The organism is Clostridium aciditolerans (assembly GCF_016316925.1).
In the GTDB taxonomy this organism is placed as follows: domain Bacteria; phylum Bacillota; class Clostridia; order Clostridiales; family Clostridiaceae; genus Clostridium_AM; species Clostridium_AM aciditolerans.
This window is the reverse complement of sequence record NZ_JAEEGB010000003.1, coordinates 178,000-192,246: the sequence shown is the minus strand read 5'-3', so window position 1 is coordinate 192,246 and position 14,247 is coordinate 178,000. Positions and strand designations below refer to the sequence as shown.

Genomic DNA, 14,247 nt, shown 5'->3' with positions numbered 1-14,247 from the left:
GAATTGGAGGGATATTATGTACTTTAGCAATAAAATATCACAATATGCTGAGGACATAAATATTAATGTAAAAATTAATTATTCAAGAGTAAAAAAAATGACTATTATAGCTTTCCTTAGTGCTTTAGCTTCAGTTTTTCAATGCTTTGGAGATTTAGCTCCCGGCATAGGCTATCTTATTAGCCCTCTAGCAACAGCACCAATTTTTATATCTACTATTTTTTCTATTTCCTATGGAATTATTGGTTATATATTAACAATGCTTCTATTGCTAGCCTTTATGCCTAGCGAGATTATTTTATTTGCTTTTACAACCGGCTTACTAGGAATATCTTTAGGGATAGGATTCTTATGCTTAGGTAGAAGAATATATATAATTGCATTTTCTGCTGTTATGCTGCTAGTAGGCATAAGTATACTGCTTTATGCTTTTCAAATTCCCGTACTTGGACCTGCAGTATCATATGATTTTAATATAAAAAAATTGTTATTCGTATATATTTTTGGGTTTTTATATAGTTGGCTGTGGACTGAGCTAATTATTATTATTCTTAAAAGGTTGAAAAAAATCTTATTCTATTGTTAGAAAATAGCTAGTAAATGAAGTGGAAACTTGAATCAGATGGGGTTTCAAACCCCACCTGATTCTTAGTTGAACGAATCCAGGGATGTAGCCGCTATTTACTCCCTCTTTGAGAAGAGGGAGTATTAGAGCGGGTAGTCATCGGATAAATATGTTAATTTAAAATATCAAGAAACCCACTGCTATTAACTATCAGCGGGCTTCTTGTCTACTAAGTCTTAAGTAATACTTATTTGCAATGTAAATTTATAAATATTAAATGGTTTTATTTTAGTTGTTCTAATACTTTTTCAATATGTCCATCTACCTTTACTTTTCTGAATATCTTTTTTATGAATCCATCTTTGTCAATAATAAAGGTACTTCTTTCAATTCCAATACTTTTTTTACCATACATATTCTTTTCTTTTAAAACCTCATATAATTTACATACATCTTCATTGGAGTCAGAAAGCAATACATATGGAATATTTATTTTTTCAATAAATTTATCATGAGAATTTAAAGAATCTCTGCTAATGCCTAAGACTATTGCATTTAAACTGCTTATAGTTACAAAGTTATCTCTAAATGCACAAGCTTGTTTTGTACAACCTGCAGTATTATCCTTAGGATAGAAATATAACACTACATTTTTCCCTAAGTAATCACTTAACCTATGTTCCTTTTTATCAGAGCCTGGTAAAGTAAAATCTGGAGCTTTTATTCCTTCTTCTATATTCATAACACTCACTGTTGCCAATAACCTATAAAAATCTATAAGTATTGTTTAATTCCCCTATTAATTCATATGGATTTTAATATGTTTTTATAGATTTATTGCAACAGTTCACCTCCTCTTAAAATATAATAATTAAGAATATTATATAATAGTTATTATTAATATTCAACATATATGGGAAAATACTATACTCATAATAACAATTTAATAGTAAAATTATCTATTAAAGATTAAAAAAAGTAATTATGCATATTATAAAAATAGGTAATATATGCTATTATTAAGAAAAGGGATTAGTATTAATTAATTTAAAGACAATTAGAGAAGAGGGAGAGTGAAAATATGTTCGAATGGAAGAAAAAATACAGCTGCAATATACAAATAATTGATGACGAACATAAAAAACTTTTTGAAATTGGACAGGCTATTTATGATTTAGCTCTGCACAAACAATATGTAGATTATTACGATAGAATACTAGACCTTATAGATGAACTTAAGGAATATACAGTTTATCATTTTTCAGATGAAGAAAAAGTTATGAGACTATATGAATATCCTAATTTTGATAATCATAAGAAAATACATGAAGATTTTATTGAAAAAATTGAAAATATAAATTTAAACCATGTAGATGATGATCAACAAAAAGCTATAATTCAATTACTGGATTTTATTTATATTTGGATAGACGGTCATATACTTGGTCAAGACCTAAAAGTAAGAGATTATTTTGAAAACTTAAAAAATGGAATAGATTTTACGAGATAATATTATAATGACTTTAAATATAATTATCTTTAAACTTAGCTGGAATTGCTATGTATAATATGTTTTATTATGGAAATCATAAAACTAAGTGTGATTTTTTAAAGTAATATAAAGGTGGTTTTAAAAATGGCTTACGGTATAAAAGAAATCAAAGGAAACAATGAAGGCATAATATTAAAGAAAGTAAGTATAAACGGAAATATATGCGGCTCATATGCAGAAGTATCTATACATCAAGTTTATGAAAACGATGGGAAAAGTGATATAGAAGGGGTTTATTTCTTCCCAATACCTAAAAGAGCTATAATTTCAGGCTTTGAAGCAGAAATAGGTGGCAGAACATTAAAGGCTGTGGTAGAAGAAAAAGAGAAATCAATTAAAATTTATGAAAATGCTAAGTTAAGAGGGGATAATGCATTCCTTTTAGAGGAATTCAAGCAGCATCAATTTAAAATAAGTATAGGAAAGATTATATCTGGGGAAACAGTAAGTATAAAACTATCATATATCAATGAACTAGAGTATAAAGATAATACTTATAAACTTGTTATTCCTGCAGTCTTTGAACAAAAGAATTTAAATGAAGATTCAAAAATAAATAGCTTTAAAAATAATGTTATAGATAAATTTTTAGGTAAAAAATATGAAGAAAATGATTTTGAATTAAAAACTAATATTTTAGTTGAGTCTCTATGCAAACTAGATTTTAATAGCCTTTACCATAAAATAGATGTTGAAAGAGACGGCGATACTATAGCTAAAATTACTTTAAATGAAGAATATGAATCCATGGATAAAGATTTTATATTATACATGAAAGAACAAGAACATTTAGAAGCTGATGGTATGATCTATGAATATAAAGAGAAGGGTGAAGAAAGAGGAATAGTCTATATAAGAATGCTTCCAAAACTTGATCACTTTGAAGAAGATGTTGAGGAAAATTATGTGTTTTTGATAGATATTTCCGATACGATGGAAGGTGAGAAGTTAGAACAAGCTAAAAATGCTCTCCAGCTTTGCATTCGTAACCTTTCTAAAGGAGACAAATTTGATATTGTGGCTATGGGCGACAGCTTAAAATACTTCTCAGAAGAAGGTATGGCAGACTTTAACGCTGATACATTAAGAAGCGCTTCAAGATGGATAGACAATTTATCAATCGAAAGCGATGCAGATATTTTTGAGGGATTAAAATATGCCTTAGAAAATGAAGGCGGTCACAACACCATATTAATATTTACCGATGATCAAGTTGAAGAAGAAGAAGAAATATTATCATATGTAAGAGAACATTTGGATGATAATAGAATATTTAGTTTTGGAATAGATTCAGCGGCAAACAATTACTTTTTAAATAAACTTGCACATGAAAGCTTTGGTAAAGCAGAATTTATAAATAATGGCAAAAGAATTGAAGATATTGTGCTAAGACAATTTAGGAGAATTCAAAGTCCAGAGGTAGATGACATACAAATTGATTGGGGAAACTTAAAAATTGCCTCTACTTATCCTAGAACTATAGAATATATGTATGATAGAGAACCTTTTTCAATTTTTGCTAACGTAATAGGAGAAGTAGGTGGAGAAGTAACTATCAAAGGAAAAGTTGGGAATAAAGATTATATTCAAAAGATAAATTTAGATAATTTTAATACAGAAGAGAATGCTACTCTACTTAAAAAAGTATGGGCTAGAAAGAGAATAAAGTCCATTGAGCTTAACATGAAAGTAGAACGTGGTGAAAAAAGAGAAGCTATGAGAAAAAAAGTAGTAGAGCTGTCTAAAAACAATGGACTCTTAAGTCAAGAAACCACTTTTATTTTCATGGAGCTTAGAGATGAACCTGTGCTTGGTATAGAGTTAAGAAATATTATTCCTCTAAAAGTTAATGAAAGTACATTAGCAGATGAACTAGAAAAATTCGATATTGAGGACACTGATGTAGTTGGATTTATATACAAGGCTCATGAAGACTTACTGGAAGACAACAATAAGGTTATGAATGATAATGAATATCTTGATAGAAAATATCCACATGAAAAGCTTTTAAGAGTTATTGCAAAAAATCAGTTTGCAGATGGAGCTTTTGTTGATTATGAGGATAGTAGTACAGAAGATAAGATAGAAACAACTGCCATGGTATTACTTGCCTTTACAATAGGTGATGAAGATATAGATATATACTTTAACCAGTTAAATAAATCAATAGAATTCTTAACTCAAAGTTATACAGATATGAACGTTAATCTAAGTAGTATAATTGCAAAAATGACAATACTAGCTTTAACTAGATGTATAGATAAAAATATATCTAAGGGAAGAAATACTGAAAAAGCTATGTATACTATAAATTATCTATATAAAATTTTAAACGAAAGAGAAAATGATAAGGTATTAGTAAATAACCTTATAGAATACTCCTTCAAGAAAAATGTTATATCTTTATTCAATATGAGTGAAGATGGAAGCTCTATAAATGAAAAAATAGTAATTGATGATGAAAGAAATTCTATCTTTAATATGGCTAAGTTAGCAGTTTTAAAAGGATTAAAAACTTTATAAGTATAAATAAAAAAGTTTACGCTTAATGGTGTAAACTTTTTTATCTAACTAACTTAATGTATATGGAGTATTAGTAGCCGTAGACACCAGATAAAATATTAATTTAGCCTCATACAGGTTATGTAAAAATTATAGAAAGATTAATAATAGGGTTGCACATTTATTATACTTGTTATATATTATATATAACAAATATGATAATACACTAGTGTTTTCAAATAAAATGAACTATGAGTGTTTAAAGTAATAATTAGGAGGAAAAAGATGATAGAACTAAGAAATGTTAATAAAAGCTATAATACTAAAGTTAAAGCAGTAGATAATATTAATTTAATAATACCTGATGGTGAAATATTTGGTTTTCTTGGTCCTAATGGTGCAGGAAAAACTACAACTATAAAGATGATAACTGGAATCATTAATGCTGATAGTGGAGACATTAGCATTAATAATATCAATATCAAGGATAATGCTTTAAAGGCTAAAATGCAATTTGGTTTTGTACCAGATAATCCTGATATGTTTTTACGATTAAAAGGTATAGAGTATTTAAATTTTATGGCAGATATCTATGGAGTTAGTAAAGATGAAAGAATTGAAAGAATTAAAAGTCTATCAGAAAGATTTGAACTTAGTAAGGCTTTAGATGATTATATTCAAAGCTACTCTCATGGCATGAGACAAAAAATAGTTTTAATGGGTGCTCTTATACACAATCCATCTGTATGGATACTAGACGAACCAATGACTGGATTAGATCCTAAATCATCATATGTATTAAAAGAGATGATGAGAGAACATGCAGATAAGGGAAACTCTGTCTTTTTCTCTACTCACGTTTTAGAAGTAGCGGAAAAGATATGTGACAGGTTTGCCATTATAAATAAAGGTGAGATACTATTTTGCGGTACTTTTAGTGAACTTAGAGAGAAATTTAAACAGGATCAATCACTAGAAAATATATTCTTGGAGATGACTGAAAATGAGTAGATATATTGTTTTAACTAAGATACTTTTAAAAAATAATATTAATCTAAGCAGTGATAAAAAGAAGAAAGCCAAAACTATTGCATTATGGATTTTAATAGCAGCCGCTTTTGCCCCAACGATAGGTATAATTGTAAACTCTATTAGTTCTGGTTATAATCTTTTATCAAGTATAAATCAAGAAGGATTAATTCTAGCACTTGGAATCTCCTTTGTAAGTATATTTGTATTCTTTTTTGGAATCTTCTATTCATTAAATGTATTGTATTTCACAAAGGATATAGAAAATCTTCTTCCTCTACCGCTAAAGCCTTCTGAAATATTAGGAGCTAAATTTACTGTAGCATTACTATATGAATATTTAACAGAACTAGTATTGTTTTTACCTATACTAATTGTATACGGAGTGAAAAGTTCCGCTTCATTCATATATTATGCATATGGTATCATAATATTTTTAATACTGCCACTTGCGCCTTTAGGAATAGTATCAGTTTTAAATATGATAATTATGAGCTTTACAAACCTTGGAAAGCATAAAGATAAGTTAAAAATCATAGGTGGAATTGGAGCTATGTTTATAGCTATTTGCATAAATATATTCATGCAAAAATTCGGAGTATCTTCAAATAATCCTGACCAAATGATTAAAATGATAACTTCGGGTAATAACTCTTTAGTTCAATTATCTAATAAGTTATTTCCAGGTTCTAGTATAGGGGCAAAAGCTTTAGTGTTCAGCAGCACTACTCAGGGCTTTTTAAACTTACTTTTATATATTATACTAACTTTAATTGTAGTCTTAGTACTATTAGTTTTAGCTGAAAAACTATATTTTAAGGGAATTGTCGGAATTTCCGAAACATACTCTAAAAGAAAAGAGCTAAATTCAGAACAATTAAGTAAATTTAGTGAAAGACACTCTCCATTGATAGCATTAACTATGAGAGAACTGAAAGTTTTATTTAGAACTCCAGTTTATTTTATGAATTGTATAATTATGAACTTTTTATGGCCTGTATTTTTATTATTACCAATGGTAACTCAACCTCAATTATTTAAAGAGCTAGAAAAGGTTACAGCAATTATAAAAGATCCTATTATTTCAGCAATTATTATTGGAGTGTCTCTATCAGTGGGAATTTTCTTAGGTGCAAGCAACTTAATAACCGCTACAGCTATATCAAGAGAAGGTCAAAATATTTTTATAAGTAAATATATTCCGGTGGACTATACTACACAGTTTGCTGCAAAAATACTATCCGGTATGATTATGGGAGTAGTATCTATCATTGTTATGCTTTTAATGGCTATTGTACTAATCAAAGCTCCATTATATCTAGTAGTAATGTCACTGATTGTGTCTATTCCTGGACTTTTATTTTCTTCTATGGCTGGACTACTAATTGATTTAAATTACCCAAAATTAAACTGGGATAATGAAGTCAAAGCTGTTAAACAAAATTTCAATGGATTTTTAAGTCTTATAGTTGGCGTACTTGGGGCTGGAATATCAGCAATACCTATTATTAAGTTTAGTGAAAAAGCATTTTATATTACAACTATAATGTTTATTTTATTCTTAATAATAGATTTCATACTATATAAAATTATCCTAACAAAGGGTGTAAGTTTATTTAAAAATATTGAGATCTAAGATTATAATAAAATCTGCGTAATTAAACGCTTGCTTAATAAGTTTAGTGTTTAGTTATGCAGATTTTTCAACTTTTGCACAAATTATAATAACATATATTTAATCGCTAAGGAAAATATATAGATGTATCAAAAGTTTTGCTTAGGAGGAATTGAAATATGGATGAAAAAAATAAAGAAATATTAAAAAGTTTAAAAGAAGCCAAAACAGACGTTGAAATATCCAGAGAGTTAGATACTCTTAGAAATCAGCAAGATTCTATGCAGCACACACTAAGTGAAATAAAATCTACTTTAGGAGCTCTATCTAACAATAATACAGCATCGCAAACTCAATCACAAGGTCAATCACAGGTAACTCAAAACGTATCTACACAGCTTTCAAATCAAATGCAAAGTTTTAGAAATCAAGCACAGCAACAGCAGCAGCAGTCAGAACAACAATTACAAAGTGCTATACAACAAGCAATGAATGCATTATCTGAAGCTAATCAACAAATTCAAGCAAATACTGCTCTTAACCAAATGACTCAATTAATAGATGGTGCTCAAAATCAATTAAAGCAAATGGCACAACAAAATCAACAGGGACAACAAAATCAACAAGGACAACAAAATCAGCAAGGAAAAGGAAAAAATCAAAATAACCAATATTTTTAGCTTGAAATGCTATTTGTTTAATATATCTAAAGTTCTTGATACAAAATTATCATATAAAGATAAAGCATAATTATAGTTTTATCATATATTAAGTTCATTCATTAATTAGCACTTGCTATTTAATGAGTGAACTTCTTTGTTGGGGGGATTTATTTTTAGAGTAAAGATAGATATTTTATAAACAGGATTTTAAGCTTCAGGTAGAGTTTTAAACTCCATCTGAAGCTTAGAAGCCGTTATCCAGGAGCGGTAGATATTGGATAAACTTTGAATAGTCTTTAAATTACATAATAATAAAATATTTAATTTTGGAAAAAGCATATAAATTTCAGGGACAATCCGACGAAAATTAATTAAAGTAAAAATGATAAGGAGGAAATTTGTAGAATTAAATTACCATAAACCATTTCTAAATTTGCTTTAGGAGGAATCAAAATGAGAATATCTAAGTTTTTGAAATTATCTGCAGCAATTTTTTTAGTATTATCAATTTTAGTAGGAAGCAGTGTTTATTATTTAAATATTTGTTTTAAAAAGGAACGTGAGGCTGTATCAAAGCAGGAAGAATCTAAACAGTTAGGAATTGATTTAGTAAATGCATCAGATTATTTAACAAATGAGGCAAGAAGATATGTTCAGTTTGGTGAAAAGATACACTATGATAACTATTGGAAAGAGGTTAATGAAACTAAAACTCGTGATAAAGTTGTTCAAAGATTAAAGGAATTAAATGCTCCAAAGGATGAATTAGAGTTGATAGAAAAGGCAAAGGGAAACTCTGATGTTCTAATCGCAACGGAAGATGCCGCTATGAAAGCAGTAGCTGCTGGTGACTTTCAAAAAGCAAGGGTATTAATGTTTGATAATAATTATGATTCTAACAAAAAAATTATTACAGATCCTATAAATGAATTCCAAAAGAAAATGAATACTAGACTACAAAGTGAAACTGAGTCAGCTAAAAAAAACCTAAATATTGCCATGATTTTTACTAATATTTTAATTATAATTCTTACTACCTTTATACTAGGTGTGTTTGTTATAATGTCGAAAAAGATTTTTGGACTATCGAAGGTCTCTGACAAACTTGAAGAACTTGCTAATAATGAAGGTGATTTAACATTAAGATTAAATATAGACAGCAAAGATGAAATAGGACAAATAGCAGGTTCATATAATAAAATGGTGGAGAATTTACAAACTCTAATTAAAGAAGTAACAAATACAACAGATAAAGTTGTTAGCTCATCACAACACTTAATGTATACTAGTGAAGAAATCTCTGCTAAAATGAAAAACATATTTGAGTCTGCAGAGCAGGTAGCAAAAGCATCAGAGGATTTAAGTGCTACTATAGAAGAAATTAATGCATCTTCTCAAGAAATTGAATTCAATACAAACAATCTAACTAACAAGGCAAATGATGGTACTAAATCTGCTGTAGAAATTCAGGAGAGAGCAATTATTGTAAAAAACAAAGGAGAAAGTGCCATTATAGCTGCAAATAATGTAAATGATGATAATTTATCAGATATTAAGCAAGCTATTGAGGCTGGAAAAGTTGTTACTGAAATCAGAGATATGTCACAAGCTATTGCCAATATTGCATCCCAAACAAATCTATTGTCATTGAATGCTGCAATAGAAGCTGCAAGGGCTGGAGAACAGGGAAAAGGCTTTGCTGTTGTTGCAGATGAGGTGAGAAAACTCGCAGAACAATCCTCTACCACCGCATCTAAAATACAAGAAGTGGTAAACGGAGTGGAAGCTGCCTTCTCAAATCTTTCAAATAGTGCCGAAAAAGTATTGGCATTTATAAATAATCAAGTAAAATCAGATTATAAACTCTTAGTAGAAACAGGCATACAGTATGAAAAGGATTCTGCCTTTGTAAATAATATAACAAAGCAAATATCAGGATCTTCAAAGGTTGTACTTGAGGCTATAGAAGAAGTAAGTAATGCTATTCAAAATGTTTCTGCAACAGCTGAAGAATCAGCAGCAAATTCTGATGAAATATTAAATAATATAAATGAAACTGCATTAGGCATAGATAAAGTAGCTGAAGCTTCTAAGGAGCAGGCAGAGTTAGTAAAAAATTTAAGTAATATGGTTAGAAAGTTTAAAGTATAGAAGACTTTGAGTAGAAGTAAAATTATATGAGGCAATTACATTATAAATTATATGAACTATTCCGGTTGATTGGTGAAAGTTCGTACCTGGTGGTACATGCCTCAATCTTTTTGGTGTCTTTGAGTATATTGGTTTTTTAACGGTAAATCCTAATATTATGTGTTTTAAATATAATATTAGGAGGAAAGACATTGAGAAATAGAAAATCAATTATTATTATTTTATTGGTGACTGGTATTTTTATAACAATATTTTTATTTTTGCATAGTAATAATAAGTATTATGTTTCTAGTTCAAAGGCAACATATTTAAGGGTAGTAGAAAGACTTACCTATAAGAATTACTATAACCAGAGATATAAATTTTCAATAAAGTATCCAGGTAATCTTATAAAAGGTGAGGAATCAACAAATGGAGATGGGATTACTCTTACCAATGAAAATGGAGATGTAAAGCTTATTGTATTTGGAAGCAATAATATATTTGATGCCACTGCAAAATCAGCTTATGAAGATACACTGAAGGAAATTAAAAATGCTTCATATAAAAAACAATCAGGGAACTGGTACGTTATTTCCTGGGTCAAAGATAATAAAATTATATACAAAAAGGAAGTAGTAGGAGATGGCAGCATAAATACTCTTATATTTGAATATCCCTTAACACAGAAAAAGTTATATGATGAGTTTTTGCAGAATCTTGGTAGCTATTTTAAAGCTCCTGAAATCGACAAAGCACATTAGAAAAATAGCTGTCTCCAATTTTATTTAGGCTCCCTCAGAATTAATTGTTTCGAGGGAGCTTTTCGTTTTTAATCATTAAGAATTCTATAAATTCAGTCTTATAATATTTTATTTAACTTACTTTGATGAAGTGAATTAATGAAATTCCCAATTCGTTTGTTTCTAGAGCTCAAATATTGGTTATGGTTGTGTACAATTTTAAAATTATTCATATTATATTTATAGAAGTAAATTTTGAGGATGTCTTATTATGTGGAATAGTTTATGTATACTAGATATAGTTCAAAGTTTTATACCACCATCTGGGAAGTTAACTATTTTAGAAAAACCTTATGTAAGGGCGGCAGTTGAAGTACTGGATGTAGATGGAGATGGAATAGCAGAAATATGTGCACAGTATAAGTTGAATACAGAAAAGTATATTATGATATTAAAAAACTACTATGGAATCTGGTATGTAGCAGTAAATAACAAATTAGAGAAGAGTTTAAGAGTCGATAATCAATTAAATACGGGAGACATAAATCTCTACGCAGCAAAAATAAAAACCTTAAAGGGAGATAAGTGGGGATTTATAAACAACAAAGGGAACTTTGTAATTAAACCTAATTTTGATTATGCCTATGATTTTCAGGATAATGGACTCGCTATAGTTGGTGTTAACGATGTCTATGGAATTATAAATACCTCTGGAAACTATGGTGTAGTCCCTAAGTACGATTTTATTAATCAATTTTCTGAAGGGCGTGCAGTCGCTACGGATAATAGGAAATCTGTACTAATTGATGAAAATGGAAGAGTATTAAAAACAAAGGAGTATGACTTTATAGGAACTTTTAAAAATGGAAGAGCTTTAGCATCAGGCTTTAATGCGCAAGGAAAATATCTTTATGGATATTTAGATAGACAGGGAAAAGAGGTAATACCTCTTCAATATGAATTTGCTAATGATTTTGTAGACGGAAAAGCATTAGTTAAGATTAAGGACAATGATTACGCATTAATAGGCCCAAACGGAGAGATTCACAATAGGTATAAGTATTACTTTGTGGGCGACCTTGGTGATGGTCTGTTAGCTTTTAAAGAAAACAGGGAAGGCAAATATGGTTATATTGACGAAAATGGAAAAATAATAATAAAACCAAAATTCATTTCAGCAATGCCATTTAACGAAGGAAGAGCTATAGTAAGCGCTAACTATGATAGAATTGCAAATAAATATGGGCTTATAGATAGAAGTGGCAATTATATAATAAAGCCTGAATACAATGATATAATTCTCTTAGGTGAAAATAGAGTAGCGTTTGGAAAAGAGATTGTAAAAGAAAAACCATTTATAGGTTCTAAGTATTCTATTGCTGATATTAATGGTAATTTCTTAACTGACTTTATCTATTATGGTGTTTCTAACTATAAAAATGGTTTAGCTTCGGCTTATGATGATAAAAATACATTTTTCATAAATGATAAAGGAAGAGTAGTAAAAAATTTACCTATTGTTAATGGCAGTGGAAGCATTAGTTTTATAGGTAAACTAATTAGAGCTTTTGCGGATAATAGGTTAACTTATTTTGATAAGAATGGAAGACTCCTGTGGAAACAAAATACCATAATTCCATTAAACAATATGTACACAATAAAGGAAGAAAAATATAAGCCTAATAAGGACTATCTAGTATACTATCCTCAAATAGAAGGGATGAAAAATTCAACTCTAGAGAAGAATATAAATGAAAGGCTAAAACAGTTATCCCAGATTAAACCAGTTGATCCTAATGTTCAACTTGAATATAACTATGGTGGAGATTTTTCTATAGAGTTACTTAAAAAGAATCTATTGGTTTTAGAACTTAATGGATACCATTATCCTTTAGGTGCAGCTCATGGCATGCCAATTAAAATTTATCAGCATATAGATCTTATTACTGGCAGGTTCTATGAACTTAAGGATTTGTTTAAGGAAAACAGTAACTACGTAAAAGTATTAAGTGATATCATAGGAGAACAAATAAAGAAAGGACAACAGCATTTCTATGTGTTCCCAGATAGCTATAAAGGAATAAGTAGAAATCAGCCTTTTTATGTAGATGAGAATGCGCTGTATATATTTTTTTTACCTTATCAAATAGCCCCATTTGTTGCAGGCTTTCCGACTTTTAGGATTCCGTTTGAGGAAATTATGAATATCATAAATGTTAATGGAGAGTTTTGGAGGTCTTTCAATTAAGTAGTAGGGTACTGCTAAATAAAAAGTAGTACCTTTTTATTTTGGGTATATACTAAAGATTATTATGTTATGGAAAGAGAATCTTTTGAAGATGATGAAGTTTTAAACAAAAATTTACATCTATAAAAATGTACGCTAATATAATATAACTAGATTCATATAACAAATAATATATAAAAAAAGACACTGATTAATTTTAGTGCCTATTTTTATTTGCAGTTATAAATTAATAATTTTTAAAATATAAATTTATAAAGCGATTGTGCAAGTGGGTGAAAAAAATGAGTTTTCGCACAATAATAAAACTTATGGATATTAAAACTCTGATTGCAGGGGTTGTTCCAGTAATTTTAGGCTCAATCTATTCAAGATATGCTTTTGGAAAGTTCAATGGTGGTTATTTTATATTATTAGCTGTTGCTATGATACTAATTCAAAGTGCAACTAATATGGTTAATGATTATTTTGATTTTAAACGTGGTGCAGACAGTAAAGAGAAGGAGAATGAAAAAGCTTTAGTGAGTGGCGAAATTACTCCAAAGCAAGTTTTAGCTATTATATTCACGTATCAATTTGTTGCTTTTATAATTTGTATTTATATAGCCAGCCAAACAAGTTATTATATTTTAATAGTTGCGCTCGCTGGTGAAACTATTTCAATTTTATATGCTTGTGGGCCTTTGCCTATTTCATATACTCCGATAGGCGAAATTGTATCTGGAGTAACCATGGGAATAGGTATAACAACAACGGTTATCTATATCTACTCAGGAGTATTTAATTTAAATACAATGCTTTTAGCAGTTCCTACCGCAGTATTTGTTGGTACCATATTATTATCTAATAATTTAAGTGATATAGAAGAAGATAGGAAAGTTGGTAGAAAGACATTACCGATACTGATAGGAATCAAAAATTCTGAAAAGCTTTGGATTTTTAATGTAACTATGTTGCTGGTATTAACATTTATTTTATTAATAATGGGCATCTATCCCATTGCTGTATTAGGAGCTGTTATTTTATTATTTCCTTATAAGTCAATTTCGAATTTCTTATCCTATGATAAGAACATTTATACAAAAAGTAAAACAATGGAACTAATAGGGGGGATTGGATTAAAATATCATTTAGCTGTGATTATTGGATTACTAATATCAATCATATTTTAGGTACGAAAAAAAGATTAGAAAGCTTTAGGCTG

11 protein-coding genes are annotated in these 14,247 nt (G+C 29.0%); 10 read left to right on the top strand and 1 reads right to left on the bottom strand.

Annotated features, from left to right (window positions below; translation table 11 throughout):
• Nucleotides 1-16 precede the first annotated feature (16 nt).
• Entirely contained in the window at nucleotides 17-586 is a 570-nt protein-coding gene (locus I6U51_RS02060; RefSeq protein ID WP_211140937.1) for a hypothetical protein, read from the top strand.
• A gap of 262 nt (nucleotides 587-848) precedes the next feature.
• Here the strand turns inward: I6U51_RS02060 and I6U51_RS02055 are convergent, their stop codons facing one another.
• Nucleotides 849-1,307 (bottom strand): peroxiredoxin, encoded by a 459-nt coding sequence (locus tag I6U51_RS02055; RefSeq protein ID WP_211140936.1) that lies wholly within the window; start codon nucleotides 1,305-1,307, stop codon nucleotides 849-851.
• Nucleotides 1,308-1,646: 339 nt separating this feature from the next.
• Here I6U51_RS02055 and I6U51_RS02050 point away from each other — a divergent pair, with 339 nt between their 5' ends.
• The 9 genes from I6U51_RS02050 (at nucleotide 1,647) to I6U51_RS02010 (ending at nucleotide 14,215) form a co-directional block, all read left to right on the top strand.
• Nucleotides 1,647-2,075 (top strand): bacteriohemerythrin, encoded by a 429-nt coding sequence (locus I6U51_RS02050; RefSeq protein WP_211140935.1) that lies wholly within the window; start codon nucleotides 1,647-1,649, stop codon nucleotides 2,073-2,075.
• A 126-nt stretch (nucleotides 2,076-2,201) separates the two neighbouring features.
• Nucleotides 2,202-4,640 (top strand): VIT and vWA domain-containing protein, encoded by a 2,439-nt coding sequence (locus I6U51_RS02045; protein ID WP_211140934.1) that lies wholly within the window; start codon nucleotides 2,202-2,204, stop codon nucleotides 4,638-4,640.
• Between the two features lie 264 nt (nucleotides 4,641-4,904).
• Nucleotides 4,905-5,630 carry an ABC transporter ATP-binding protein gene (locus I6U51_RS02040; protein ID WP_211140933.1) on the top strand — a complete coding sequence of 242 codons (726 nt, stop codon included), beginning with the start codon at nucleotides 4,905-4,907 and terminating at the stop codon, nucleotides 5,628-5,630.
• Nucleotides 5,623-7,284, top strand: coding sequence for a putative ABC transporter permease subunit (locus tag I6U51_RS02035; protein WP_211140932.1), 1,662 nt, complete (start codon nucleotides 5,623-5,625; stop codon nucleotides 7,282-7,284). The genes I6U51_RS02040 and I6U51_RS02035 overlap by 8 nt, the downstream gene beginning before the upstream one ends.
• Before the next feature lie 158 nt (nucleotides 7,285-7,442).
• Nucleotides 7,443-7,943: a hypothetical protein gene (locus I6U51_RS02030; protein ID WP_211140931.1), complete on the top strand. Its 501-nt coding sequence runs from the start codon at nucleotides 7,443-7,445 to the stop codon at nucleotides 7,941-7,943.
• A gap of 435 nt (nucleotides 7,944-8,378) precedes the next feature.
• Nucleotides 8,379-10,076: a methyl-accepting chemotaxis protein gene (locus I6U51_RS02025; protein WP_211140930.1), complete on the top strand. Its 1,698-nt coding sequence runs from the start codon at nucleotides 8,379-8,381 to the stop codon at nucleotides 10,074-10,076.
• 191 nt (nucleotides 10,077-10,267) lie between these two features.
• Nucleotides 10,268-10,819 carry a hypothetical protein gene (locus I6U51_RS02020; RefSeq protein WP_211140929.1) on the top strand — a complete coding sequence of 184 codons (552 nt, stop codon included), beginning with the start codon at nucleotides 10,268-10,270 and terminating at the stop codon, nucleotides 10,817-10,819.
• 250 nt (nucleotides 10,820-11,069) lie between these two features.
• Nucleotides 11,070-13,046 (top strand): WG repeat-containing protein, encoded by a 1,977-nt coding sequence (locus I6U51_RS02015; protein ID WP_211140928.1) that lies wholly within the window; start codon nucleotides 11,070-11,072, stop codon nucleotides 13,044-13,046.
• A gap of 281 nt (nucleotides 13,047-13,327) precedes the next feature.
• The gene (locus I6U51_RS02010; protein WP_211140927.1) at nucleotides 13,328-14,215 is read left to right on the top strand and encodes a prenyltransferase; all 888 of its coding nucleotides are present in this window, start codon (nucleotides 13,328-13,330) and stop codon (nucleotides 14,213-14,215) included.
• The last annotated feature ends 32 nt before the right edge of the window (nucleotides 14,216-14,247 follow it).

What these genes read in the sequence shown, in the direction of transcription:
- I6U51_RS02060 (WP_211140937.1), top strand. Translation starts at nt 17, where the DNA reads ATGTACTTTAGCAATAAAATATCACAATATGCTGAGGACATAAATATT.
- I6U51_RS02055 (WP_211140936.1), bottom strand. Translation starts at nt 1,307, where the DNA reads ATGAATATAGAAGAAGGAATAAAAGCTCCAGATTTTACTTTACCAGGC.
- I6U51_RS02050 (WP_211140935.1), top strand. Translation starts at nt 1,647, where the DNA reads ATGTTCGAATGGAAGAAAAAATACAGCTGCAATATACAAATAATTGAT.
- I6U51_RS02045 (WP_211140934.1), top strand. Translation starts at nt 2,202, where the DNA reads ATGGCTTACGGTATAAAAGAAATCAAAGGAAACAATGAAGGCATAATA.
- I6U51_RS02040 (WP_211140933.1), top strand. Translation starts at nt 4,905, where the DNA reads ATGATAGAACTAAGAAATGTTAATAAAAGCTATAATACTAAAGTTAAA.
- I6U51_RS02035 (WP_211140932.1), top strand. Translation starts at nt 5,623, where the DNA reads ATGAGTAGATATATTGTTTTAACTAAGATACTTTTAAAAAATAATATT.
- I6U51_RS02030 (WP_211140931.1), top strand. Translation starts at nt 7,443, where the DNA reads ATGGATGAAAAAAATAAAGAAATATTAAAAAGTTTAAAAGAAGCCAAA.
- I6U51_RS02025 (WP_211140930.1), top strand. Translation starts at nt 8,379, where the DNA reads ATGAGAATATCTAAGTTTTTGAAATTATCTGCAGCAATTTTTTTAGTA.
- I6U51_RS02015 (WP_211140928.1), top strand. Translation starts at nt 11,070, where the DNA reads ATGTGGAATAGTTTATGTATACTAGATATAGTTCAAAGTTTTATACCA.
- I6U51_RS02010 (WP_211140927.1), top strand. Translation starts at nt 13,328, where the DNA reads ATGAGTTTTCGCACAATAATAAAACTTATGGATATTAAAACTCTGATT.